Annotated in this window: 27 protein-coding genes and 1 pseudogene; 16 read left to right on the top strand and 12 right to left on the bottom strand. The window is 70.5% G+C overall.

Features of this window, described 5'->3' with window-relative positions; translation table 11 throughout:
• Position 1: 1 nt before the first annotated feature.
• Together BBK82_RS45025 and BBK82_RS45020 are read right to left on the bottom strand one after the other, a co-directional pair.
• Positions 2-226, bottom strand: coding sequence for a hypothetical protein (locus BBK82_RS45025; protein ID WP_065920372.1), 225 nt, complete (start codon positions 224-226; stop codon positions 2-4).
• Between the two features lie 25 nt (positions 227-251).
• Positions 252-950, bottom strand: a complete 699-nt coding sequence (locus BBK82_RS45020) for a VIT1/CCC1 transporter family protein (RefSeq protein ID WP_065920371.1) — start codon at positions 948-950, stop codon at positions 252-254.
• Between the two features lie 144 nt (positions 951-1,094).
• On the opposite strand from BBK82_RS45020, the gene BBK82_RS45015 reads away from it, so the two are divergent.
• Both BBK82_RS45015 and BBK82_RS45010 read left to right on the top strand, forming a co-directional pair.
• Complete coding sequence (locus BBK82_RS45015) at positions 1,095-1,739, top strand: hypothetical protein (RefSeq protein ID WP_083268635.1); 645 nt, start codon at positions 1,095-1,097, stop codon at positions 1,737-1,739.
• A gap of 203 nt (positions 1,740-1,942) precedes the next feature.
• Entirely contained in the window at positions 1,943-2,242 is a 300-nt protein-coding gene (locus tag BBK82_RS45010) for an iron-sulfur cluster biosynthesis protein (protein ID WP_335618024.1), read from the top strand.
• Positions 2,243-2,336: 94 nt separating this feature from the next.
• On the opposite strand, the gene BBK82_RS45005 is transcribed toward BBK82_RS45010, so the two are convergent.
• The 4 genes from BBK82_RS45005 to BBK82_RS44990 all read right to left on the bottom strand — a co-directional run bounded on the left by BBK82_RS45005 (position 2,337) and on the right by BBK82_RS44990 (position 5,246).
• Positions 2,337-3,281, bottom strand: a complete 945-nt coding sequence (locus BBK82_RS45005; RefSeq protein ID WP_237047938.1) for a C40 family peptidase — start codon at positions 3,279-3,281, stop codon at positions 2,337-2,339.
• 264 nt (positions 3,282-3,545) lie between these two features.
• Positions 3,546-4,523 (bottom strand): C40 family peptidase, encoded by a 978-nt coding sequence (locus BBK82_RS45000; protein ID WP_065920368.1) that lies wholly within the window; start codon positions 4,521-4,523, stop codon positions 3,546-3,548.
• Positions 4,524-4,586: 63 nt separating this feature from the next.
• Positions 4,587-4,838, bottom strand: a complete 252-nt coding sequence (locus BBK82_RS44995; protein ID WP_065920367.1) for a hypothetical protein — start codon at positions 4,836-4,838, stop codon at positions 4,587-4,589.
• Between the two features lie 90 nt (positions 4,839-4,928).
• Positions 4,929-5,246 (bottom strand): hypothetical protein, encoded by a 318-nt coding sequence (locus tag BBK82_RS44990; protein ID WP_065920366.1) that lies wholly within the window; start codon positions 5,244-5,246, stop codon positions 4,929-4,931.
• Positions 5,247-5,456: 210 nt separating this feature from the next.
• Here BBK82_RS44990 and BBK82_RS44985 point away from each other — a divergent pair, with 210 nt between their 5' ends.
• The 5 genes from BBK82_RS44985 to BBK82_RS44965 are packed head-to-tail and all read left to right on the top strand — an operon-like array spanning position 5,457 to position 10,031.
• Positions 5,457-6,449 (top strand): ABC transporter substrate-binding protein, encoded by a 993-nt coding sequence (locus tag BBK82_RS44985; protein ID WP_065920365.1) that lies wholly within the window; start codon positions 5,457-5,459, stop codon positions 6,447-6,449.
• Between the two features lie 4 nt (positions 6,450-6,453).
• Positions 6,454-7,653, top strand: coding sequence for an MFS transporter (locus BBK82_RS44980; RefSeq protein ID WP_065920364.1), 1,200 nt, complete (start codon positions 6,454-6,456; stop codon positions 7,651-7,653).
• Between the two features lie 48 nt (positions 7,654-7,701).
• The gene (locus BBK82_RS44975) at positions 7,702-8,673 is read left to right on the top strand and encodes a hypothetical protein (protein ID WP_065920363.1); all 972 of its coding nucleotides are present in this window, start codon (positions 7,702-7,704) and stop codon (positions 8,671-8,673) included.
• 18 nt (positions 8,674-8,691) lie between these two features.
• A complete protein-coding gene (gene pip, locus BBK82_RS44970; protein WP_065920362.1) occupies positions 8,692-9,612 on the top strand; it encodes a prolyl aminopeptidase in 921 nt (306 codons plus the stop codon).
• Positions 9,609-10,031: a DnaJ family domain-containing protein gene (locus tag BBK82_RS44965; protein WP_065920361.1), complete on the top strand. Its 423-nt coding sequence runs from the start codon at positions 9,609-9,611 to the stop codon at positions 10,029-10,031. Before pip ends, BBK82_RS44965 begins: the two co-directional genes overlap by 4 nt.
• Here BBK82_RS44965 and BBK82_RS44960 read toward each other — a convergent pair.
• The 3 genes from BBK82_RS44960 to BBK82_RS44950 all read right to left on the bottom strand — a co-directional run bounded on the left by BBK82_RS44960 (position 10,018) and on the right by BBK82_RS44950 (position 12,060).
• Entirely contained in the window at positions 10,018-10,533 is a 516-nt protein-coding gene (locus tag BBK82_RS44960; protein ID WP_065920360.1) for a lytic polysaccharide monooxygenase auxiliary activity family 9 protein, read from the bottom strand. The two genes, BBK82_RS44965 and BBK82_RS44960, sit on opposite strands and share 14 nt — an antisense overlap.
• 379 nt (positions 10,534-10,912) lie before the next feature.
• The gene (locus BBK82_RS44955; RefSeq protein ID WP_065920359.1) at positions 10,913-11,416 is read right to left on the bottom strand and encodes a hypothetical protein; all 504 of its coding nucleotides are present in this window, start codon (positions 11,414-11,416) and stop codon (positions 10,913-10,915) included.
• A 110-nt stretch (positions 11,417-11,526) separates the two neighbouring features.
• Positions 11,527-12,060 carry a hypothetical protein gene (locus BBK82_RS44950; protein ID WP_154697883.1) on the bottom strand — a complete coding sequence of 178 codons (534 nt, stop codon included), beginning with the start codon at positions 12,058-12,060 and terminating at the stop codon, positions 11,527-11,529.
• A 195-nt stretch (positions 12,061-12,255) separates the two neighbouring features.
• Here BBK82_RS44950 and BBK82_RS44945 point away from each other — a divergent pair, with 195 nt between their 5' ends.
• Positions 12,256-13,305: a hypothetical protein gene (locus BBK82_RS44945; RefSeq protein ID WP_065920357.1), complete on the top strand. Its 1,050-nt coding sequence runs from the start codon at positions 12,256-12,258 to the stop codon at positions 13,303-13,305.
• Between the two features lie 351 nt (positions 13,306-13,656).
• Here BBK82_RS44945 and BBK82_RS44940 read toward each other — a convergent pair whose 3' ends face one another.
• On the bottom strand, positions 13,657-14,400 hold the full coding sequence (locus BBK82_RS44940; protein ID WP_065921876.1) for a class I SAM-dependent methyltransferase: 744 nt from the start codon (positions 14,398-14,400) through the stop codon (positions 13,657-13,659).
• Between the two features lie 534 nt (positions 14,401-14,934).
• Here BBK82_RS44940 and BBK82_RS44935 point away from each other — a divergent pair.
• Positions 14,935-15,618, top strand: a pseudogene (locus BBK82_RS44935) (class I SAM-dependent methyltransferase); the annotation flags it as partial.
• 12 nt (positions 15,619-15,630) lie between these two features.
• On the opposite strand, the gene BBK82_RS44930 reads toward BBK82_RS44935, so the two are convergent.
• Positions 15,631-16,362: a hypothetical protein gene (locus BBK82_RS44930; protein WP_065920356.1), complete on the bottom strand. Its 732-nt coding sequence runs from the start codon at positions 16,360-16,362 to the stop codon at positions 15,631-15,633.
• A gap of 204 nt (positions 16,363-16,566) precedes the next feature.
• Between BBK82_RS44930 and BBK82_RS44925 the strand changes: the two genes are divergently transcribed.
• The 7 genes from BBK82_RS44925 (at position 16,567) to BBK82_RS44895 (ending at position 22,053) form a co-directional block, all read left to right on the top strand.
• Complete coding sequence (locus BBK82_RS44925; RefSeq protein ID WP_154697882.1) at positions 16,567-16,794, top strand: hypothetical protein; 228 nt, start codon at positions 16,567-16,569, stop codon at positions 16,792-16,794.
• A 363-nt stretch (positions 16,795-17,157) separates the two neighbouring features.
• Entirely contained in the window at positions 17,158-17,721 is a 564-nt protein-coding gene (locus BBK82_RS56535; protein WP_335618023.1) for a phosphotransferase family protein, read from the top strand.
• A gap of 95 nt (positions 17,722-17,816) precedes the next feature.
• The gene (locus BBK82_RS53495) at positions 17,817-19,643 is read left to right on the top strand and encodes an ATP-binding protein (RefSeq protein ID WP_218920544.1); all 1,827 of its coding nucleotides are present in this window, start codon (positions 17,817-17,819) and stop codon (positions 19,641-19,643) included.
• Positions 19,640-19,861: a helix-turn-helix domain-containing protein gene (locus tag BBK82_RS53490; protein WP_065920353.1), complete on the top strand. Its 222-nt coding sequence runs from the start codon at positions 19,640-19,642 to the stop codon at positions 19,859-19,861. Before BBK82_RS53495 ends, BBK82_RS53490 begins: the two co-directional genes overlap by 4 nt.
• Positions 19,858-21,039 (top strand): helix-turn-helix transcriptional regulator, encoded by a 1,182-nt coding sequence (locus BBK82_RS44905; RefSeq protein ID WP_065920352.1) that lies wholly within the window; start codon positions 19,858-19,860, stop codon positions 21,037-21,039. The genes BBK82_RS53490 and BBK82_RS44905 overlap by 4 nt, the downstream gene beginning before the upstream one ends.
• 108 nt (positions 21,040-21,147) lie before the next feature.
• The gene (locus BBK82_RS44900) at positions 21,148-21,615 is read left to right on the top strand and encodes a redoxin domain-containing protein (protein ID WP_218920543.1); all 468 of its coding nucleotides are present in this window, start codon (positions 21,148-21,150) and stop codon (positions 21,613-21,615) included.
• A gap of 144 nt (positions 21,616-21,759) precedes the next feature.
• Positions 21,760-22,053 carry an HPF/RaiA family ribosome-associated protein gene (locus tag BBK82_RS44895; protein WP_065920350.1) on the top strand — a complete coding sequence of 98 codons (294 nt, stop codon included), beginning with the start codon at positions 21,760-21,762 and terminating at the stop codon, positions 22,051-22,053.
• Positions 22,054-22,099: 46 nt separating this feature from the next.
• Here BBK82_RS44895 and BBK82_RS55430 read toward each other — a convergent pair whose 3' ends face one another.
• Positions 22,100-22,426: a PEP-utilizing enzyme gene (locus tag BBK82_RS55430; protein WP_237048501.1), complete on the bottom strand. Its 327-nt coding sequence runs from the start codon at positions 22,424-22,426 to the stop codon at positions 22,100-22,102.
• Positions 22,427-22,557: the final 131 nt, after the last annotated feature.

The following is a 22,557-nucleotide window of genomic DNA, read 5'->3' as shown; positions in this document are numbered from 1 at the left end:
ATCATGCACCCGTCTCGTCGTTCTCGCGCTGCTCTTCCTTGAGACGTTCGTCGAGCGGCCGGGGATGGGCCTGCTCGTACTCGGTCGTGCCGTACTTGTCGGCCCCCGCCCAGTCCTCCGGCGGGTCCATGCCCTCTTCGAGCGGGTCCTTCTTGAGGTTGTCCTCGTCGAGGGCCTCGAAGTCGTCGTTGTCAGTGGACGCGTAGCTGCCCCTGTCTTCACTCATGCCGGTGTTGGTACCCGCATTTGTGTCATCCGATGCTTTGGCCGACGAGTGATCCGATGGCGTACGTGACACCCATGGCGATCAGTCCGCCTACGACGTTGCGCATGATGGCGCGCTGCTTCGGTGCGTTGCTGAGCTTGGCGCTGACGTATCCGGTCAGCGCGAGGGCGACTATCGCGGTGAGGACGGTTATCGGGACGCGCAGTGACGGCGGTGTGGTCGCGATGGCGATGAGGGGGAGGAGAGCGCCGACGGTGAAGCTGACGAAGCTGGCGATGGCGGCACCCCACGGGTTGGTGAGCGCGTCGGGGTCGAGGTTGAGCTCGGCGTCGGCGTGGGCGGCCAGTGCGTCATGCTCGGTGAGCTGCTCGGCGACCTCCCTGGCCGTGTCGGCGTCGAGGCCCTTGCCCTCGTAGATGCCCGCGAGCTCCTTCAGCTCCTCGTCGGGCATGTCCCTGAGCTCGCGCTTCTCCTGCGCGATGAGGGCGCGTTCGGCGTCGCGCTGGCTGCTGACGCTGACGTACTCGCCGCTGGCCATGGACATCGCACCGGCGAAGAGGCCGGCCAGGCCCGCGACCAGGATCTGCGCCCTGTCCGTGGTCGCACCGGCGACACCCACCACGAGGCTGGCCGTGGAGACGATGCCGTCGTTCGCACCCAGGACTCCCGCACGCAGCCAGTTCATCCGGTCGCCGCTGACGTCGTGCGGCTCGAGGTGCGTCATTTCTGCAGGCTAGCGCGGGCTGTTCAGGTGCGCTTTTACCGCTGTTTGCCCAGGTCAACCGGTTGGACGTCGTTTTTTGTCAGACCCCGGTGGCACACTGTCGAACAGATGTTCGTCACGGCTGTTCCCAGGAGGTCAGTCCAGATGCAGATCGAGCCCCGCCGCTGGCCCGGCCGCGTGGTCCCCGCCACCGACGCCGACGTGGCCACCGCCGTCGAGTCGCTGGTCATCCGCGCCTCCTGGCCCGACGCCAACCGCCACTGGGTCCGCCGCACCCTCGAGCCCTGGTTCGCCGCGGGCTGGTCCGTCGACGCCCTGCTCGCCGCCATCGACACCCGCCCCGACGGCACCAGCCAGGGCCGCCCCCGCTCCCGCGACCAGGTGGCCCACGAGTTCCTGCGCGCCCGCCTGCGCACCTGGACCGCGGACGGCGTCCTCGCCGACCCGCCCCTGCGTGGCATGACGCTGGGCGAGTGGTTCCGCGTGAACCGCCGCAACGCCCTTTTGAACACCCCGCGCCGCTCTCGTGCTCTGGGTTCGGAGGGCGAGCGGGCCCGTGCCGCCTCGCGTGCGCTGGCCCACCGCCGTGATCCGGTCGAGCGCAGCCGGGAGAAGGGCCGGCGGAGGCAGGAGTCGCTGGACAGCCTGCTGGTGCCGGGAGTGGAGGCGCCGACGTTCGCCGACTCGTGGCGGCTGGTGGCGGAGCTGGTGCCGGTGCAGCGGGTGTGCTCGGCCTGCGGGCACGTGCGGAAGGAGGCGCCGCAACCGGCGGCGCACCGGGTGGCCTGAGGCGGTGGTCGGACGGCTGTCCGCTGTCGCCCTGTCGACCCGGCACACGCGTCAACCCACCTCGCGCCACCCACTTTCAGGTCTGCTACCTGCGCAAACGCCATCTCCCCCCGCTCGCGGGGGTTGAGCCCGCCCGTCACCGGGAACACGGGGCGCGTTCGTTGTTCCCGGACGAAGGGCCCGACATGCTCGAAGTGACGCCGGTGGCTGCGGAAGTCATCAACGAGCTGACTTCACAGTCCACCACCAACGACGACGTCGGTCTGAGGTTCGCGCTCGCCACCGAGGACAACAGTCAGGCCGCGCTGGAGCTCTCGCTCGCCGAGGCGGTCGACGGCGACCAGGTGGTCACCGCGGACGCGGGGGCCAAGGTCATCATGGAGCCCGCCGCGGCGGAGTTCCTGGAGGACAAGGTGCTCGACGTGCGGCAGGACGACGAGGGCAACCCGGCCTTCGCGATCGCCCGCCAGGCGCCGCAGGACGGTGTGGTGGCAGCGGAGTAAGTCGGTTTGACGTGCGCGAACGGGCCGGCCCCCAGGAGGGGACCGGCCCGTTGTCGTCAGCGCGAAAACCTCAGCGGAGAACCTGAGGAGAGACTCAGCCCTCGATGCGGCGGATGCCGGTGACCGGACCGATCGAGTTGATGTCGGCGATCTTCACCGGCTGCCCCTCGGTCGAGGCGTGCACCGCGCGCGTGCCGTCGATCGCCATCGCCACATGCGACTGGCTGGAGTAGTACACCAGGATGTCGCCCGCCTTGACCTCGCTGCGCGAGACCGGGCGGCCGGCGGCGGCCTGGGCGTAGCTGGTGCGGCCGATGGACACGCCCGCGTAGGCGTAGGCCTTCTGGATCAGCGAGGAGCAGTCCCACGAGTCCGGGCCGTTGGAGCCGTAGACGTAGGGCTCGCCGCGCTGGGCCAGTGCGAACTCCAGGGCCTTCCCGGCGGTGCCGGGCGGGACCAGGATGCTCGACATGTCGCCCCTGCTGCTGATGGCGTTGCGGGCAGCGGTGTTCAGCTGGTTGTACTGAGCACGCACTTCCTCGATCTGCTTCGCGAGCGCGACCTTCTTCTGGTCGATCTCGGCGAGCAGCTTCTTCGACGCCTCCGTGGCCTCGTTGGCCGTGCGGGTGGCGGTGTCGGCGGCCTCGACGGCGTCGGTGAGCTTCTTCAGGGCTTCCGCGTTGTCGGTGGCCAGGATGTTGATGGCCGTCATGCGGTTGAGGAAGTCCTGCTGGGAGTTGCTCACGAGCAGCGCGGAGAGCTGGTTGAAGCGCGCGCCACCGAACGAGGCCTCGGTGAGGAGGTCCACCTGGCCGCGGAGGGTCTCCTCCGCCTGCTTCGCGGCGGCGAGGTCGGTCTTCGCCTTGTCCAGCTCGCCCTGCTTGGCCTTCAGGTCGTCCTGGGCCTTGAGCTGGTCCTGGTTGATGCGCGAGGCCTGCTCGTTGAGCTCGTTGTACTTCTTGAGCGCGTCGGCGGCCGTCGGCTGAGCGGTGGCCGGGGCCGTGGGGAGAGCAGCGGCGACGACAGCCGCGGTCGCCACGATCGCTCCACGCACGGTACGGCGTGAGGGTTGCGACACCACGTCGCGGGTCCTCCTTGTTTCCTGGCAGCCGCCACGCGAGAACTACTGCGCGTGAGGCGGCAACCTTGGCGTGTGCCCCGAGTGGGTTAACTGCTGGGCCGAAGGTCTCGGACAGGTTACGGAACGACCTTGTCCACGTCTACCACCGGATCCCCACCAGTTGACCGACCCGCACGCTCTCACAGTCGTCTACGTCGGTTTATCGCGGGGTGGAGAGAAGCGTCACCCGACCACGCGACGGATCACCGAAATGGGTCCGATGGAGTCGATGTCCGCGATCTTGACCGGCACGCCCTCGGTGGAGGCGTGCACCGCCCGGACGCCGTCCACGGCCATCGCGACGTGCGACTGACCTGCGTAGTAGATGATGAGGTCGCCGGGCGCGATCGCGGCGCGGGTGACCGCGCGGCCCACCTTCGCCTGGTCGTAGGTCACCCGCGGGATGCTCACGCCCGCCTCCCGGTAGGCGGCCTGCATCAGCGAGGAGCAGTCCCACTGGTTCGGGCCGTTCGCGCCGAACACGTACGGCTCACCGCGCTGGGCGAGCGCGAAGTTCAACGCCACCCCGGCCGCGCCCGAGCCCGCGGGCACCGGCACCGGCGAGGTGTCGCCCTTCGCGGCGAGCGTCGTCTGCTGCGGCCTCGACAACGACTGGTACTTGGCCCGCGCGGTCGCCACCTGCTGGTCCATCGCCGTCTTGCGCGCCGTCACGTCCGAGACCAGCCTGGTCGCCGTCTCGGCCGCCGAGGCGGCGCTGGCCCGTGCCTTCGCGGCGGTCGTCAGCGCGTCGTCCAGCCGCGACAGCGCCTCGTTGTTCTCCGCGGCGAGCATGTTGAGCGCCTGCATGCGCTCGAGGAAGTTCTGCTGCGACGTGCTCGTCAGCAACGCCGAGATGTCGTTGAACCGCGCGCCCTGGAACGACGCCTCGGTCAGCAGGTCCACCTGCCCGCGGAACTGCTGGGACGCGGCCAGCGCCTGCTTCTCGGTCTCGGTGGCGGTGCCGAGCTGCTGGTTCGCCGCCGCGAGGTCGCCCTGCGCCTTGAGGTGGTCCTGGGTGAGCTTCTCCGCGTGGTGCGTGAGCTCGGTGTAGGCCTTCAGCGCGTCGTCGGCGGGTTGCGCGTGCGCGGTGGGCATCGACACCACCGTCGCGGCGACCACAGCGGCGAGAGCGGTTGTCCTAGCAGCACGTCGGCCGGGCACGCGGCCTCCTCAGGAGTCGGGAACAACTTCTGAGGAGGCGTACGGGCGGAGGACCGGCCGGGTTCAGCCCTGGACGTGGTTGAGGACGTTGCCCTGGACGCAGTGGTCGACCGCGTCGACGACCGTGGACCCGCCCACGGGGACGACGGCGAGCTCCTGGAAGCACGTCCTGACGGCGGTGTAGTCCCAGTTGTTGCTCGCGTTGACGCCCGGACCGAAGGCCAGGTCGTCGTCGGCCAGCGCGGGCGAGGCGGCGGCGAGTGCGGCACCGGCGGCCGCGAGAACGGTGGTGGCGATGCGTGAGGTCTTGAACACGAAACGCAAGCTAGTCGTCTCAGTGGGTCCGACCGGAACTCCGCTCACCCGGTCAGGTGAGCGGAGTCGCCGGAAGGGGTGGCACCCGGTTTAGGCGGCCCGCTGTGCCTCGATCGAGGCACGGCAGGCGGCGACCAGCCGGGCGGTGGCGGCGCTGCCCCCGCGCCCGCAGCGGGAGCAGCGCATCGCGACCTCGCCGGTCAGCTCGTCGACCACCACGCCCAGCTCGGCGTCGCAGCCGCGGCACCAGCGGTGGCGCGTGACCGGGTTGACGTGCACGGGCGACGAGACGCACCGGTGGATCCAGCCGCCGTGCACGTGGCAGGTCAGGCGGTCGTCGGGCGCCAGGACGCCCAGGTCCTCCGCGTCGTCCTCCTCGGCCAGCGTTGCGATGAGCGTGGCGATCATGGCGTCCCTCCGATCCGGAAACCTGCCTCTGCCACCTCGTCGAGTGAGCGGTGCCGGAATCGACATGCGACGCCAACCATGAGTGCAACAACGACAACGAAACGACACACCGTCATCAGGTGGTTTCGCACCGTGACAAACCCACCGGTATGCGCGAGCTCGTCAAGCCTCTTGATAGGTTAGGCAAGCCTAAACTCAGGAGGTGGACAGGTGCGCAGGACAGTCGCCGCGGTTCTGCTGCTCGGCCTAGTGGCCGGGTGTGGTGGAAACGCTCCCGCGGAGCAGCAGCAGGGCCAGTGGTCGTTCAAGGACGACCGGGGCAAGGAGGTCACCGCCGAGAAGCGGCCCGAGCGCGTGGTCGCACAGGTGTCCGCCGCGGGTGCCCTCAAGGACTACGGCGTCAACGTGGTCGGCACGTTCGGACCGCTCAAGCGCGCCGACGGCAGCACCGACCCCGAGGCGGGCAGCATCGACCCGAGCCAGGTCACCGACATCACCGGCCCCGGCTACGGCGAGATCGACATCGAGAAGTTCGCCGCGCTGAACGCCGACCTGGTCGTCGCCGGCTACTACCCCGAGGTCACCGGGCTCTGGCACCTCACCGCCGAGTTCGAGGAGAAGGTCGCCAAGATCGCCCCGACGGTCGGCATCGGCCAGTCGAAGATCCAGCTGCCGGACGGCATCAAGCGCTTCCGCGACCTGGCGAAGTCCCTCGGCGCCGACGTCGACTCGGCCAAGGTGAAGGCCGACGAGGAGGCGTTCACCAAGGCCGCCGAGCGCCTGAAGGCCATCGGCGCGAAGATGACGGCCGCGAACCAGAAGATCCAGGTGATCGGCGCGGACCCGAAGCTGTTCTACGTCGCCGTGCCCGCGCGCAACCCCGACCTCGACTGGTACGTCAAGGAGCTCGGCCTGCCGCTGCTCACGCCGACCACGCCCGACGCGGAGGGCGGCGGCTACTTCCAGTCGCTGTCGTGGGAGAACGTCGGCACGTACAAAGAACACGTGATCATGTGGGACACCCGCCAGCACGTGCTGAACCCGGAGAAGATGAAGGAGGGCCACCCGGTCTTCCAGGCGCTGCCCGCGGTGCAGGCGAACCGGTTCGTGGAGTGGAACGCGGTCGCCCCGCTGAGCTACACCTCCTACGCCGCCATCATGAACAAATTGGCTGACCAGCTGGACGCCGCATTGGCACGATGACCGTGTGCTGACGCTTTTGAAGGAGAACGGCCCGTTGCGCGTGCTCAGCACCGCACGGGTCGTTTCCGTTGTGGGGGACGCGCTCAGCCTGGTCACGCTGATGCTGCACGTGCAGTCGGTGCTGGGGCAGGCGCTGGCGATCGCGGCGCTGCTGCTGGTCGGTGACTTCGCGCCGGCGTTGCTCAGCCCGTTCACCGGCCTGGTGAGCGACCGCTTCGACCGGCGCACGGTCATGATCGTGTGCGAGGTCGCCCAGTGCGCGCTGCTGGCGGTCATCGCGTTCGCGTTGCCGCCGCTGCCGGTCCTGCTGGTGCTGGTCGGCCTGCGCGCGGTGCTCGGGCAGGTGTTCATCCCGGCGTCGCGGGCGGCCGTGCCGAGCCTGGTGGCGGAGGAGGACCTTGGGCGGGCGAACACGCTGCTGGGCTTCGGCACCAACAGCGCGGACGTGCTCGGGCCGTTGCTCGCCGCCGCGCTGCTCCCGTTCCTGGGCACCCGCGGCGTGCTGTTCGTGGACGCCGCCTCGTTCGCCGTGGCGGCCCTGTTGTTGCTGCGGCTGCCGAGGCTCGTGGTGCCGGGCGAGCCGGGGGAGTCGGTGTTCGCCGGCGCGCGGGCCGGTCTGGGCGAGATCTGGCGCAACCGGGCGGTGCGGATCATCTTCCTGGGCTTCTGCGGTGTGGTGGCGTGCACGGCGATCGACGACGTGGCCGTCATCCAGCTCACCAAGGAGGTGTTCGGGGGCTCCGACAGCGCGGCGGGCGTGGTGCTGGCCGCGGTCGGGATCGGCCTGCTCGCCGGGTACGCGTTGCTGGCGAAGGGATCCGCGCGGCTGGGCATGGTCGCGTTGCTGGTGACCGGGTTCGTGCTGAGCAGTGCCGGCAACCTGTTCACCGGGCTGGCATGGGGAGTGGCGTCGGCGTTCGCGCTGCAGGCCGTGCGCGGGCTGGGGATCGCGGGCATGGACGTCGCGCACAGCACGCTGCTGCAGGGGCTGGTGCCCGCTGATCGACTGGGCCGCGTCTTCGGCAACTTCTACGGCGGCATCGGGGTGGCCGCGGCGGTTTCCTACATCGGTGGTGGCCTGCTGCTCGACGCGGTCGGGCCCCGGCTGACCTTCGTCCTGGCCGGTGCGGCGGGCGTGCTCGTGGCGGTCTGGACGGTTGCCGCCTCACCCGCAAGAGGTGTTGAGTGGGAAACAGCCTCTTGAGGGGAGAAGGCGATGTGGGGGAAGCGCATTGCTGTTTCAGTCGTTTCGTTGCTGTTGGCCGGGTTGACGACCGCCGTCGCCCACGCCGGTACCGGGGTCGTGCCCGCGTCGACGTCCTGGATCTCCGGTGACCGCGGCTGGGTGCTGGGCGTGGACACCCTGTGCCAGACGCAGAAGTGCACGCAGCTGGTCCGCACGGTCGACGGCGGGGCGAGCTGGACGCGGGTGACGACACCGCCGTTGGACGTCCCGGAGACCGGCCGGTTGCGGGTGGTGTTCGCGAACGACGCGGCGGGCATGGTGACCGACGGCGAGCAGCTGTTCGTCACCGGCAACGGCGGAGTCCGCTGGGAGCCGCTGGGGTTCAAGGGAACCGTTGGCGCGCTGGGGTTCGACGGCGCCGCGTTCCTCGCGGTGGTGTCGGACGGCACCTCGACCCGGCTGTACCACCGCGAGCTGTGGTTCGGCGGGTGGCAGCCGGTGCCGGGCGTCGAGGTCAAGGGCCAGGCGTTCGGGGAGATCGCACCGGGGCACGTGTCGTTGTCGGTGACCTTCCAGGAGAACCGGTACTGGACGCGCTCACCTGCCGGGTGGCGGGAGGAGCCGGCGCCGTGCACGGTCGAGTCGGCGACCAGGCTCGGCACGGTCGGCGCCGACCGGTACGCGTTGTGCGGCTTCGACCCCGGATTCGGGAACATGACGAAGGAGCTGCGCAGGTCCGAGGACGGCGGCCCGTTCCAGACCGTCAGCGTGCCGCCGCGGGAGGGCATCACGACCGGTTTCGCGGTGTCGCCGCAGGCGGCTCTGGTCGCGGCGACCGGGCGGGACTGGTCGTTCGTGCACCGCGGTCCCGGCGAGAAGTGGGACACGCTGCTGACGCTCGGCGGGCCGTCGTTCGAGGACCTGGCGTTCGCGGACTCCCGGCACGCGACGCTGCTCCGCGGCGGCCCCGGCCAGGAGTTCGCCGAGGTCTACCGGTCGGACGACGCCGGGCTGAACTGGAAGCCCATCGCGCTGTAGGTCGGTAGTCTCACGATCATGGACCTCCTCGACCACGGCATGCTCGACGTCGGCGACGGCAACCAGGTGTACTGGGAGGTCGTGGGCGAGCCGGACGCCAAGCCCGCCGTGTACCTGCACGGCGGGCCCGGCGGCGGAAGCTCGGCCGGCGCGCGCAAGGTGCTGCACGGCGGCAAGTACAAGACAGTGCTCTTCGACCAACGGGGTTGTGGCCGCAGCACGCCGCACGCGAGTGACCCGGCCGCGGACATGAGCGTCAACACCACCGACCACCTGATCGCCGACATCGAGCGGTTGCGTGAGCAGCTCGGCGTCGAGAAGTGGTTGGTGTTCGGCGGTTCCTGGGGCGTGACGCTGGCCGTGGCGTACGCGCAGCGGCACCCCGAGCGGGTCAGCGAGCTGATCCTGGTGGCGGTGAGCCTCAGCTCGGAACGGGAGCTGGACTGGTTGTACCGCGGCGCTTCCCGGTTCTTCCCGGAGGCATGGGCTCGGTTCAGCGCGCACGTCGACGACGCGCCGGACGTCGTGCGGGCGTATGCGACGCGGATGGAGAGCCCGGACCGTTCGGTGCGGGAACAGGCCGCGGTGGAGTGGTCGCGGTGGGAGGACACCGTGCTGTCGCTGGAGAGCTTCGGCAAGCAGGGCCAGTGGAGCGGGCGGGCGTCCGACGACATGCTCGCTCTGGTGCGGATCTGCGCGCACTACTACGCGAACCGCGGTTTCGTCGGCGACCTGCTCGCCGACGCGGACAAGCTCACCGGCATCCCCGGCGAGATCATCCACGGCCGCCGCGACATGAGCTGCCCGCCCGACACGGCCTGGCGGCTGGCGCAGGCGTGGCCGGACGCGACGCTGACCGTCGTGGACGACAGCGGCCACAAGGGCAGCCCCGCCTTCGTCGAGGCGATCAGCGCCGCGGCGAGGAGGTTCTCCCCGTGACACAGCGGAAACCGCACGGCATGGACTTCGAGTCGTGGATCGACAGGCAGATCCGCGAAGCTCAGGAGCGCGGCGAGTTCGACGACCTGCCGAGCGCCGGCAAACCGTTGCCCGGTGCGGGACAAGCACTCGAAGAGGACTGGTGGATCAAGAAGAAGGTGCGTGAGGAGGAGGGCGCGACCGGCCTGCCGCCATCCCTGTTGCTGCGCAAGGAAGCCGAGAGCGCGAAGGCACGCGCGCTCGCGGCTCCCACCGACGAGGACGCGCGCGCGATCATCGAAGCGATCAACGCGCGCATTCTCGACGCACTGCGCAAACCGTTGTCCGGTCCGCCTTTGAACCTGATGCCGTTCAACGTCGAAGAGCTGGTACGTGAGCGGAAGGGGAGCCCACCTACCAGCTGGCTCAGCTCGCGTTGATGTCGATGCAGGAGTAGAACGCCATCGCGGTGTCACCGATGTTCCACACCGCGAGGATCTTGTGCCGACCAGCGGATCCCACGTTGACGGTGTGCTGCACGGTTGCCGGCGGCTGCTGGTTGTTGCCGCTGAAGGTGGCGACCTTGCGGCCGTCGACGAAGTAGTCGTAGTCCCGCGTGCGGTGCCGCGCGGTGAACGTCCAGTTGAACGTCACCGACCGCCCGGTCTGGTGCACCCGCCAGCCCTTGCTGTCGTTGTTGAGCTCGGCGAACTGCGACAGGTTGGCGTGGCAGCTCTGCAGGCCCTTCGGGCCCTCGACCGACTGCGGCTCGTACTTGATGTTGCCACAGGCAACGGTGCCACTGGCGCACTGCGCCTGACGGCTGGCCGGCGAGGACACATAGCCATGTGCGAACGCCGTGCCAGTCGGGAGAGCCACCACGAGCAACGGTGCAGCGACAACCCCGGCCACGGCGGCCGCGACCCTGCGTCGAATTTTCATGTGACTTCCTTTGCCTTGATGTTGCGTGCGTGCAGTTACATCGCGGCGGCGGTTGAAGGTCTAGACCATACCCCGAGTGACGAAGGGGCCACAAGGTGTGTCTGGCGGATGGATCGGTGAGTTGTGTCCTGTCCGTCCGAGCCTTGCGGTGTCCGGACCTGGTTTGCGGGGGTCTTTGCGGAGTCCGGAGCTACGTTGCGGGGCGTCTCGTCAGCCAGGAACAACACCCGCAGACCAGTCCGTTCCCGGTCGGCACCCGCCCCACCTGGATCGCCGAGAATCGGGTACGCGGCGCGGACGTCGTGAGGGGACCCGGCACGTCTCTCGGAGGAAGCGTGCCGGGTCCCCTCACCAGCGCCTGTCGCAACGTCGCGGCGGGTCACTCCTTGGGGTAGCCCTCGGTCTGCCACCGGCCGCCGATGTGTTCGAACAGCAGATTGTCCTTGCCGTTGACCGGGCCTTCCAGCTTCCGCGTCAGTGTGACCCGGGCAGTCGTGCCGTCCGCGCCGCCGATCATCTTGACCTCGGCGATCTGCGTGTCCTGGTAGGTCGTGCGAGCGTCCTCGCTCATGCGACCGCGGACGTTGTCGAAGGCGTCGGGGCAGTTGCCGTTGCCGGCGCTCATGCCGAAGATCCGGGCTTTGCGGGCGGTGGTCAGACCGCAGGCGATGGTGGGATTGCCCGAGGACCAGGCGTCCAGGTAGGCACGGGCGGCGTCACGCACGCCCTCCTCGCCGCGGGCGGTGCCGACGGTGCCCAGGTCGTTGTCATCGTCCAGTCCGGGCCGGCCGTTGTCGCCGCAACCGACCAGCACCATCCCGCACAGCACGGCAGTCACCGCCGCGACCCCGGCCTTGGCCGCGGCGGGCAGGGTGCCGGACACCGCCCACCCGCAGACCCGAAACGGCCGGAAGCGGGAGGGACCGCCGTGCGGGCCACATCGGAAAAGCTTTCGCCGGTCAATGGGGATACCTCGAAACACGGTGGGCACCCCTACCTGTTCCCGGGCTTGGCTTCGGGGCCGTTCCAGGGGACGTAGCGGGCGGTGCTGCCGTCGCCCGGGGTGATCACGGCCTGGCCGGATTCGGCGAAGTGGCCGAGTCGGACGTGGGTGAGCCGCAAGCCACCGCCCAGGCCGCGCACCTGGACGTAGCCGCGGGCGCTGATGTTCTGGGAGGAGGACATGGTGGTGGTGCCGCCGTACCACTTACCGTCGCTGCGGCGGGTGCCGACGAAGATCCTCACCGTGGTGCCCAGCGGCAACCTGCTGGCATCGAGGCTGACGTAGTGCACCGCGCGGACGTACCCGCCACACGGATAGACCTCGGACTTGACGCGCATGGCGTAGCTGCGGATGCCGATGACGTTGTCCTGCCACTCGCTCTGGGCGACCGCGATCGGGATGGGACCGCAGTTCAGGTCGGGCGCCGCCGCGGCCTGCGGGGCGCAGATCAGCACCGCCGCCAGCACCGCGCCGGCCATGGTCGCCACCAACGCCTTCCCCCTGGCCCGGGGCCTGCCTGACATCGTCGGGAACCTCATCGTCGAGTCGTCTCCTTCGCTCGTCGTCTCACCCGGCACCGGCTTCCGCAGTCGGCCCGGGATGTGTCGTGGTTCAGTGCAGACCCTGTCGCCGCAGGTGGGAAGCGAGTCGCGCGCGAGTCGCGCACAGCGGTGGGATCGCCGGCCGCCACCCGTGCGACCTGCGGGACAATGCCGCGCATGGACGGCCTCGGGGACGCGGAGAAGGAGTTCTGGACGCGGTTCGATGCCGCGGTGGCCGCGTGGTCGGCCGACCTGCCGGACGGGACCGCGGTGGCGGGGGTGATCAGCCGTCACGCCGCCGAACTCTTCGACCAGGATGTGTCGGACCGGACGATCAGCGGCTGGATCGACTCCCGCCGGCTACCCCGCCATCCCGAACAGATGATGGTCATGATGCGGGTCATCGGCGCGGACCGGGCGCAGGACTGGCCACGACTGCTCGACCGGGCACGCGCAGCCCAGACGGCCCGACTCCGTGCCACACCCACCCGCGACACCACCCCTGCCGGTAAGAACTCCGATGCGGACGCGGTGGACGGCGACGGTGCCTCAGGCCCACCGGCCTCCTTGGCATCGACATCGACATCGACCGGGCGAGCCGGTCGCCGGCGGCGACTGATCGGCGCGGGACTGGCGGTCGCGCTCACCGCCGTGACGATCGCGGTGTTCGCCATCAGCGGGCAGTCGCCCTCCCGCACGGCCACCGACACCGCCCGGCCCACGGCCTCGCGGAACGGCGGCACCGCCTCGGAGCCGACCCGGTCGAGCGTGGAACAGGAAGACAACGCGAAGCAGGGCGTGCCCTGTCGACCCGGCGGAGCCCCGGTCGGCAGTACCCCCGCCGGGACTGCGGTGCCGGTTCCCCGGACCGCCGGCGGGCGCCCCGTGGCCTACGCCCCCGGCGGCGCGGGCCACGCCGAACTGTTCGCGAGCGAGCGTCGGATCGTGCTCAGCGACGACCTGAGCGACGGCTGCTCCACCATCCTCGCCGCCCAGGCCGACGGCAGCCAGGTCGGCCCGTGGGCCAACTCGCGCAGTAGGACCGGCACCCACCGCGACGGCACCACCGTGCCCCCCAAGACCGTCGACCTCCCCTGGCTCGCCGGGACCCGACGGCTGGAGTTCCGGGTGTGCCTGGGCGAGGTCGAGGACCGCCGTATCCAGTACCAGGACCGCGACTGCGGCCCGTGGACCGTCGTCGACCAGCCCACAACCCCGCAATCGTGACCACGGCCAGCAGAGGACGGCCCCTCAGCGTCCCTACGACGACCCCACCTCGTCAGTCGCCCTCGCAACCAGAATCCGCAAGGTAGTCCCGAACGGCCCTCTCACCTGCCGTTCGGCCCTAGATGCGGACCGCTGTCCTGTCCAGCCGAACATTGCGGTGTCCAGGGCAAGTTTGCGGTGCTTGCTACGGCGTCCGAGCTAGTTTGCGGGCCGCCACACGTTCTGCCTGAAGTTGGCGCATTCTCAACAACCGCGTTGGTTCCTTGCCAACGGCCTGTAGCGCCTGTACGCAGCCTCAAGGTCAGGGCAAGCATGCCGCGACCTTGCGGCCACCCATGTGCCACGCCGTAGTCAGGCGGCCTCCAGGACGAAGAACACGAAGCTCAGGAAGGCCCCGGAGGGGAACCCCGCCATCTCGTCGGGAAAGAGTTCGTGGGCTTCCGGCGCCGGAGGCGGCTCGCTGATGACGGCGGTGCGGAAGCCTGCTGCGGTGAAGGCATCGGTCATCGCGTGCAGCGGCCGGTGCCAGTAGGTGAGCACGGCCTTCTGGCCGTTGAAGTTGTACTCGTCGGACCACTTGGTGGTCGCGAAGTAGTCAGTCTCGCGATGCACCATCTTGAGGAGGATGGGGTGGTTGACGACCACGATCAGCCGGCCACCGGGCTTCAGCACCCGCCGCAGCTCAGCCAGAGGTGCGGTCCAGTCCTCCAGGTAGTGCAGCACCAAAGCGGCGACGGCGTCGTCGAACGCGCCGTCGGGGTACGGCAGCGGGCCCGTTATGTCGGCGACCCGCAGGTCCACGTCGTCGCCGAGCCGCTGCCGGGCCAGCTCCACCATCTTGGCGCTGCGGTCGAAGCCGCTCACGACGGCTCCCCGATCACGTAGCGCCACGGACACAGGACCAGCACCGCAGCCGGCGTCGAGAATTCGTCGACCGGCCACGTCGCCGGCCAGGTCCACGATCGCGGGCCGGGCGTAGTAGGCGTTGAGGAGGCTGGTCTCGTTCTCGGCCGTGTACGCCTCGGCGAAGCCGTCGTAGTCGTTCTCCACGGCCACATCGGCGATGACGGCGGAGCTCTCGGGAATGGCAGGCATGTTTCCCATACTGCCCAGTGATCAATCAGGGCGCCAGGAGATCATCTCCCTCGCCAATCGCCCGCTTGGGCAGCGCGCTCCCAACGCGAGACACGGGCCGCCAAGCTCCACGCACACCCACCAACCAGCACCGGCAACGCCACGCTCCCCGGCATCGAAGGAGACACCCTCGCGCTCGCAGGCGAGCAGTTCGAACGCTCACAGCCGGTGTCCTCACCGTTCTGGGACACCGCGATCGAGCCGATTCCCTGGCCTCCACGACCATGACAGACGGTTCGTTCCCGCCCTGGCCCTTGGCCAACATCGACGACCCAGGGCCAGGAATCCGCAAACTAGCCCTGGACAACAGCCGTCCGCATCCGTCCGCGCTACTTGCGGACCGCAGCTCACAGATCTGCACCACCGCAAACTTCAGCTGGACGAAACAAGTTGGGCCCGAACGTGTGCCGTCCTGGCGCCGCGGCTGGTCGGTCGGCAGTCTGGACCCATGTCTGCCGATCTTGAAAGCTCCGCCGTGGACCTGGAGAACGACTCGACGGCTTCGCCGAGGCGTACACGGCCGAGAACGAGACCAGCCTCCTCAACGCCCACTACACCCGGCCCGCGATCGTGGCCTTGGTCGGGAACGTGGCCGGCAGGCGGATCCTGGACGCCGGATGCGGCTCTGGCACCGTGTCCTCGGCCCTGCGCGACCGAGGTGCCGTCGTCGCCGGCTTCGACCGCAGCGCGAAGATGGTCGAGCTGGCCAGGCAACGCCTCGGCCCCGACACGGACCTGCGCGTCGCCGACATCGCCGCCCCGCTGCCGTACCCCGACGCCGCGTTCGACGACGCCGTCGCCGCCCTGGTGCTGCACTACCTGGAGGACTGGACCGCCCCGCTGGCCGAACTGCGCCGGGTCCTGAAGCCCGGCGGCCGGCTGGTCGTGGTCGTCAACCACCCCGCCGTCTTCAAGCTGCAAGACCGCGAGGCCGACTACTTCGCGACCAGCAAGTGGTCCGACGAGTACACCTTCAACGGCCAGAAGGCCGTGCTCACCTGCTGGCACAGGCCTCTGCACGCGATGACCGACGCCTTCACCGCCGCCGGTTTCCGCGTCGCCGTCATCAGCGAACCGCCGCCGGCGCCGGAAGCCCACGAGTTGTTCCCCGAGGAGATGGCGAGGTTCCCCTCCGGGTCCTTCCTGTGCTTCCTGTTCTTCGTGCTGGAAGCCGTCTGACGGCGCTCGGTCTCAGCCGTCCTGCGGCGTGGAGTCGGGAGTCGGCTCCGGTGCGAGCCCCGGCCACGCCTCGGGCGCCGGTCCGAACGCACGCCGCGCGGCCCGCACGGTCAAGGTCGCGACCGCCGCGTTGGCGCCACCACCGATCGCCGCGCCGATGCCGAACGGGACCACCCGGCCGAGCACGATGATGCCCTGCTTGGCGCCGTACTTGGTGATGAAGTGCCTGCCCAGCACCCTGTTGATCTGGCGCAGCGTCGCCATGGGCACCTTGTTGACGAGCTGGCGGCCCCAGTGCTGGCCGGTGCGTTCGGCGATCTTGCCGATGGTCTTGGAGCCGGACTCGCCGAGCAGGACGCCCATGACGAGCGTGCGCCGGCGTTCGACCTCGTCCAGCGGGATGCCGTGGACCTCGGCGACCGAGAGGACGAACAGGGCGCTCAGTTCGAGCGAGGAGAAGGCCTCGCCCGCCGTCAGCGCCAGCGCGACCCCGGTGCCGATGGCGGGCACGGCGGCGGCGCCCCCGACCGCGGCACCGGTGCCGGCCAGGGCGCTGACGTACATGCGTTCCAGGGTGCGGATGACCTCCGCCGGTGTCGCCTCCGGGTTGCGCTGGCGGGCGCGGGCGATGTTCTTGCGCACCAGCGGTGCCTGCAGGCCGATCGCCTTGTCCAGCAGGTCGAGGAGCGGCCCGCCCCCGCCGCTGGACTCCGGAACCGGTCCTTCGAGGGCGTCTGCTGCCACGCCGAGCTCCTTCGCGTCGACCGGTCTCGCTCCTGAGCGGCCAGACCCGGTCCTGCCGCACTTGTCTTGACCTGCGCGCGGTTCGTTACGCCTGGAGGTCTTCCGGCGGCGGCACACCGAGGCGGTCGATCTCCGCCACGCACATTCGCACCGCCTCGCCCGCGTCGTACGACACCTCGGGCTCCACCCGCCGCCCTCACGAACGTGCCCAGGCCGTGCCTGCCGATGGCGCGCTCCTGCTGCCAGCCGAGCTCGATCCTGTCGCCGCTCGCGTACGCGTCGGCCACGGCGCTGAAGTGGACGAAGGGCCAGGTGGTGGCGAGCTCGCGGACCGCGGCGCGGCCGAGCCAGGTCGCCGCAGAGCCGGTGACCTCGTCACCGGGACGCTGGAGCACGGCCGCCAGCCCACCCGCGTCGACCACGCCCCGGTAGAGCTCCACGCCGTCCCGAGCTACCCGCGGCGAGCAGGCTACGGTCGTCGCACCGCCCAAGATCGCCCGCGCGATCCGCCACCGAGGGGACTCCCGTGGACGACCTGCTCGACATCGCCGCCGCCCTGCTGCCCGGCGTCAACCTCGACCGCGCCTTCCGCGCCACCGAGGGCAACATCCACCACGTGCTGCTCGTGCCCGGCGTCGCCGCCGTGCGGGTGAGCAGGCGGGCGTCGGGAGCCGCCGCGATGCCCCGGCGGGTGGAGGTGCTGCGGCGGTTGGCCTCTGCCGGGTTGCCGTTCCAGGTTCCCGAGCCGTTGACACCCGTGACGATGTTCGGTGAGCGGGCGGCGGTCGCCGTGTCGTGGGTCGGTGGGACCGCGTTGCCGAAGGGGGCCGGTGCGCCCGAGCAGATCGCCGAGGTGCTGGAGGCCGTGCGTTCGGTGCCGCTCGACGGGGAGCTGCTGGAGGCGGTCGACCACCGCGACGAGGGGCCGCACTGGGCGGAGACCATCAGCACGGTGATCATCCCGAGGCTGCCCGTCCGGTGGCAGGCGGAGGTGCGGAGGTGCGGCGGCGCCTCGACGCGGCCGTGGAGCTGGAGCCCGTGCCGGACGCGCTGGTGCACGGCGACCTCAGCGGCAGCAACGTGCACTGGGCCGAGGACGGGAAGCTGGTCGGCGTCCTCGACTGGGACAACGCCCTGCCCGGCGACCCCGCGCTCGACGCGGCGCTGATGTCCTGGCACCGCTGGGACGCGGTGCGCGAGGCCGTGCCCGCCGAGATGTACCACCGGGCCCGCACGTACGACGCCGTGCTGGGGGCCGAGCACCTCATCGCGTGCATGAACGGGCGGCCGATGACGAGCCCCGACGGTTTCCTGCAGGCCGTGGTGCCGTGGCTGGAGGCGCAAGAAAACCTCGCATAGCCGCACGTCTCAATTCGCGGCATTTGTGGCGGGCTGATGTCAATCGCGGTTGAACGACATTTCTTCGGCGTGCCCGCGCTCCTAGACTCGCGCGCATGTGGTCGTCGGCCGGCACGCGCACTCGTCTCGTGGGACGGGAACGCGAGCTGTCGACCGTGCGCAGGCTGTTGCGCAGGCACCGGCTGGTGTCGCTGGTCGGGCCCGGTGGGTCGGGCAAGACGCGGCTCGCGGCCGAGCTCGCTCCCGCGGAACCGGGCACGGCCGTGGTGGAGCTGGAGTCGGTGCACCGGCCGGACCTGTTGTGGCACGTGGTGGCGTTCTCGGTGAACGTGTGGGAGGAACCCGGCGAGCCGCTGCCCACGACGGTCGTGCGCGCGTTGGCCGACCATCGGTTGTTGGTGCTGGACAACTGTGAACACCTCGTTCGCGAGGCGGCCGGCGTCGTGACCACGTTGCTGGCCCGGTGCCCGCGGTTGCGGGTGCTGGTGACGAGCCGCGAACCGCTCGACCTGGCCGGTGAGATGTGCGTGGAGGTCGGGCCGCTGGCGCCGGCCGACGCGCGGCGGATGTTCCTCGAGCTGGGCGGGTCGCCGGTGCTGGTCGACGAGGCCTGTGCGCGGGTGGACCACCTGCCGCTGGCCATCGAGCTCGCCGCGGCGGCACCGGACGTGCCGGCGCGGCACCGGACGCTGGACGCGGTGATCAGGTGGAGCTACGACCTGCTGAGTCCGGGCGAGCAGGCGGCGTTGCGGCGGTTGTCGGTGCTGGTCGGTGACTTCGACCTCGACCTGGCGGCCGCGGTGTGCGGGTGTGAGGACGACGTGGTGCAGGTGATGTCCTCGTTGCGTGCGAAGTCATTGGTCGTGCGTTCGCCATCGTCGAAGAGCGCGCGCTTCCGCATGTTGGAGTCAATTCGGCTTTTCGGTTTGGCGCGCCTCGAAGAACACGGCGAAACGGACAGCACGTTCGATCGCCTTGCCACTGTGCTCACCCGCTACGTCCGCGAAGTCGCCGCAACACTCACCGGGGAGACCAACGACTGGTTCGCCGAGCACGAGCACCAGCTGCTGCACGCCGTCGCGAACGTGCCACGAACCGATCCGCGCTACACGAGCATCGTGGGCGGCCTGGTGCACATCTGGTACCTGCGCGGCTCACTGGTCGAAGCCGGCAGGCTCGCCACCGCGACGCTGGCCGAGGGCGCGGTGGCGGAGCACTCGGAGTTGTTGCTGTTCCGGGCTTCCTGGATCGCGGGCCTGACCGGCGACGGCCCGGCCGCCCTGCGGTGCGCGGAGGCGCTGGCCGCCCATCCGGCGACCCGCGACCCCACCTGGCAGGCCCGCGCGTGGAACACCCTCGGCCACGCCCGTTCACGAGTCGGCGACCAGACCGGTGCGCGTGATGCCACGGAACGGTCTGTCGCCGCTGTGCGCGCGTTGGGCGACGAATCGTTGTTGATGTCGTTCCTCAACAACTACGCGTGGCTGCTTCGGGAGTTCGGGGATCTCGACACCGCCGCCACCGTCATCGACGAGGCGCTGGGCCTGGGCGCGCCGGACGTCTGCCGCTGGACGGCCGCCCGGCACACCGCCGGTGTCATCGCGATGGAACGCGGTGACCTGACCCGTGCCGAGGAGCTCTTCGTCGTCGCCCTGCGCGACGGCACCCCGTCCTGCGCCGCCGACGTCCTGGAGGGGCTCGGACTGGTCGCCGCCCAGCGCCGGCAACCGGAGCGCGTCGTGGTGCTCGTCGCCGCCGCACAGGCCGTGCGCCGGTCACGCGACTCCTCGGCGGAGGTCTTGTGGCACCGCGTGGTCACGGCCACGTACGCGGCCGCGCGGAGGACCTGGGCGAGGCGCGGGCCGCCAGGGCACGGCGGCTGGGGGAGCGGCTCGACCACGCCGGGCAGGTCGAGTACGTGACCGCCGGGAGCCGCGCGGAGACCGGGCAGGCCGAGCCGCTGACGGCACGGCAGCAACAGGTCGCCGAGCTGGTGGTGGAAGGGCTGACGAACCCGGAGATCGCGGTGCGGCTGGGGATCTCGACCGGCACCGTGCGGTCCCACGTGACGCAGATGCTCACCAGGCTGGGGCTGTCGTCACGCACGCAGCTGGCGGCGAGGACGGTGCGGGCCAGGTGAGGTGCGAGGACTGCGGCGCACCGGTCACCGCGCCGGCCAAGTACTGCTCCGGTGCCTGCCGCCAGCGCGCCTACCGCCGCCGGGCCCGTGAGGTCGTCGCGCCCTCACCGCGGCTCGACACGTTCGTCGGCCGCCACGCCGAGCTCGCCGACCTCACGAAGCTCCTGGCCCGCCACCGGATCGTCACCGTCGTGGGCCCACCGGGCGTCGGCAAGTCGCGGCTCGTGCAGGAGGCCGTCGCACACCGCAGGCACGTCCTGCTGGTCGAGCTCGCCGACGTCACCCGCGTCCCCGACCTGCTCGGCGCCGGCCCCGCTCCTGGCCTGCTGGTCCTCGACGGCTGCGAACACGTGCTCGCCGACTGCGCCGCGCTCGTGCGGCACCACCCGGCCACCAGGGTGCTCACCACCAGCCGCGAACCGCTGAACGTGCCCGGCGAGGTGGTCTACCGGCTCGCCCCGCTCGACCAGCACGACGCCGAACGCCTCTTCCGCGACCGGGCCACCGCCCTCGAGGCCGAGTTCGACGAGCAGCACCCGCTGCTGACCACCGCGTGCGCCCGGCTCGACCGCCTCCCGCTCGCCCTGGAGCTGGCCGCCCGCCTGGTCAGGGTGCTGACGCTGGAGGAGATCGCCGCCAGGCTCGACACCAGGTTCGCCGTCCTCACCGCCGGCCCGCGCGACGCGAGCCCGCACCACCGCTCGCTGCACGCCGCGATCGACCGCAGCTACCAGCTGCTCGACGACACCGAACGCACCGCCCTGCGCGCGTTCGCCGCAGCGCCCGGCAGGCTCGGCCAGCGGCTCGCGGACACGCTCGTCCCGAACGGCTGGGAGATCGCGCGGAGGCTCCAGGCGCGGTCACTGCTCGAAGACGACCTCACGATGCTGGAGTCCGTGCGGCACTTCGTCCTGCTCCAGCACGGCGACCCGATCGCACCGCCCGCAGCGCCACCGGTCGTCGAGGACGTGCGGGGCGACGCCTTCGACCCGTTGTCGTGGCACGACGAACGCCTGCTCCTGGTCGCCGCGATGGTCGCGGAAGGCCTCACCAACCGGCAGATCGCGGACGGCCTGCACGTCTCGCTGCGCACGGTCGAGAACGACGTGAAGGACCTCAAGACGGCGCTCGGTGTGCGGTCACGGGCCCAGATCGCGGCCTGGGCCACCCAGCCGTGACGGACTCCTGCTCGGGCTCCTGCTCCGCCGCGCAGGCCAGGGCCCACTGTTCGGCACGCTGAACCGGAGCAGGCGCGAGGCCGTACGCCCAGGCAGGAGGTGAGGACCGTGCGCGTCCTTGGAGTCCTGCTCGCGGTGCTGCTGCTCGCGGGGTGCGGGCAGCAGCAGCCCGCACCGGACAAGTTCCAGTTCACCGCGAAAACCCTGGAGGGAGCGGAGTTCCGGGGCGAGAAGCTGGTCGGCCACCCGGCGGTGCTGTGGTTCTGGACGCCGTGGTGCCCGTCCTGCAACGCCGAGGCGAAGACCGTCGCGAAGATCGCGAAGAAGCACGAGGACGTCCAGTTCGTCGGTGTCGCGGCCGAGGACCGGCTCGACGCGATGAAGGAGTTCGTGTCCGACCACCAGATGAGCGGGTTCCCGCACCTGGCCGACCTGGACGGGTCCGTGTGGAAGCGGTTCGGGGTGACCGCTCAGCCCACCTTCGCGTTCGTCCGCGGTGACGGCGCGGTGGAGCTCCTCGCCGGCGCGCCCACCGAGGAGCAGCTCGACCAGCGCGTTTCCGCACTGGTCCAGTGAGATCACCAGGTCCGGCGACCGCATCATGCAGGAGAAAGACCCTGCGTTGTCGGGACCAACGCCCGGTTCGGCGTTGCGATCGGTTTCGTACCGTCGGACTTGGCCGTGTGGCGCTGTCGCACGGCCTGGAGGAGGCAGGTCTCGATGGACTACATCCAGGTCTCGCTCGCGGAGGCCATCCCCGAGCAGGCCAGGGACTACGCGTCGGCGCGGATCGGTTCGCTCGACCGCTACGCGCCGGAGAGGATCGACTTCGCCTGGGTCAACCTCACCTCGGACAAGTCCGTGATCCATGCGCACGCCCGGCTCGACCTCAAGTGGGTCGAGGTGCAGGCGTACGCGGAGGCCACCACCGTCACCGAGGTGATCGACCTGCTGCGGGAACGCATGCGCCGCCAGCTCGTCTCGATGCACCGCTGCGTGCCCGCCCACAACTGACCCGCACCTCGGACGGGACTTCTCGGTCAACGGCCGGGCGGCGGGCTCACGACACCTTCCGCACGGTCCCCCTGACGCCATCCACCCGGATCCGGTCCCCGGTCGTGATCCGGGTGGTGGCGTTCCCGCACCCCACCACCGCGGGGATTCCCAGCTCCCGCGCCACGATCGCGGCGTGCGACAGCGGCGCGCCGACGTCCGTCACGACCGCCGCGGCACGGGTGAACAACGGCGTCCAGCCGATGTTCGTCACCGTTGTCACCAGGATCTCGCCCTGCACCAACGAGTTCCCGTCCTCGACGCGGGCGAGCACCCGTGCGACGCCCTCCACCACGCCCGCCGACCCCGGGAAACCGGTGACGTCGGCGGCCATCGGCACGTCGGCCGTCTCGTCGTACAGGTCGGAGCGCCGGTCCGGGTCCGCGGCCCACGACTCCGGGTCGAACCGGCCGCGGATCACCGCCGGGTAGGGCGGCAAGGCCCGGTACCGCTCGTACGCCGCCC

This window comes from Lentzea guizhouensis, assembly GCF_001701025.1.
GTDB lineage: Bacteria > Actinomycetota > Actinomycetes > Mycobacteriales > Pseudonocardiaceae > Lentzea > Lentzea guizhouensis.
Note: the sequence above shows the minus strand (reverse complement) of the source record. Positions and strands in the feature narration are given on the sequence as shown.

Excerpts from the sequence above, each read along its gene's own strand:
- BBK82_RS44990 (WP_065920366.1), bottom strand. The coding sequence starts at position 5,246 with ATGATCGCCACGCTCATCGCAACGCTGGCCGAGGAGGACGACGCGGAG.
- BBK82_RS44940 (WP_065921876.1), bottom strand. The coding sequence starts at position 14,400 with ATGCCTGCCATTCCCGAGAGCTCCGCCGTCATCGCCGATGTGGCCGTG.
- BBK82_RS45015 (WP_083268635.1), top strand. The coding sequence starts at position 1,095 with ATGCAGATCGAGCCCCGCCGCTGGCCCGGCCGCGTGGTCCCCGCCACC.
- pip (WP_065920362.1), top strand. The coding sequence starts at position 8,692 with ATGGACCTCCTCGACCACGGCATGCTCGACGTCGGCGACGGCAACCAG.
- BBK82_RS45025 (WP_065920372.1), bottom strand. The coding sequence starts at position 226 with ATGAGTGAAGACAGGGGCAGCTACGCGTCCACTGACAACGACGACTTC.
- BBK82_RS44960 (WP_065920360.1), bottom strand. The coding sequence starts at position 10,533 with ATGAAAATTCGACGCAGGGTCGCGGCCGCCGTGGCCGGGGTTGTCGCT.
- BBK82_RS45020 (WP_065920371.1), bottom strand. The coding sequence starts at position 950 with ATGACGCACCTCGAGCCGCACGACGTCAGCGGCGACCGGATGAACTGG.
- BBK82_RS44895 (WP_065920350.1), top strand. The coding sequence starts at position 21,760 with ATGGACTACATCCAGGTCTCGCTCGCGGAGGCCATCCCCGAGCAGGCC.
- BBK82_RS44950 (WP_154697883.1), bottom strand. The coding sequence starts at position 12,060 with ATGTCAGGCAGGCCCCGGGCCAGGGGGAAGGCGTTGGTGGCGACCATG.
- BBK82_RS53495 (WP_218920544.1), top strand. The coding sequence starts at position 17,817 with ATGTGGTCGTCGGCCGGCACGCGCACTCGTCTCGTGGGACGGGAACGC.
- BBK82_RS44945 (WP_065920357.1), top strand. The coding sequence starts at position 12,256 with ATGGACGGCCTCGGGGACGCGGAGAAGGAGTTCTGGACGCGGTTCGAT.
- BBK82_RS55430 (WP_237048501.1), bottom strand. The coding sequence starts at position 22,426 with ATGGCCGCCGACGTCACCGGTTTCCCGGGGTCGGCGGGCGTGGTGGAG.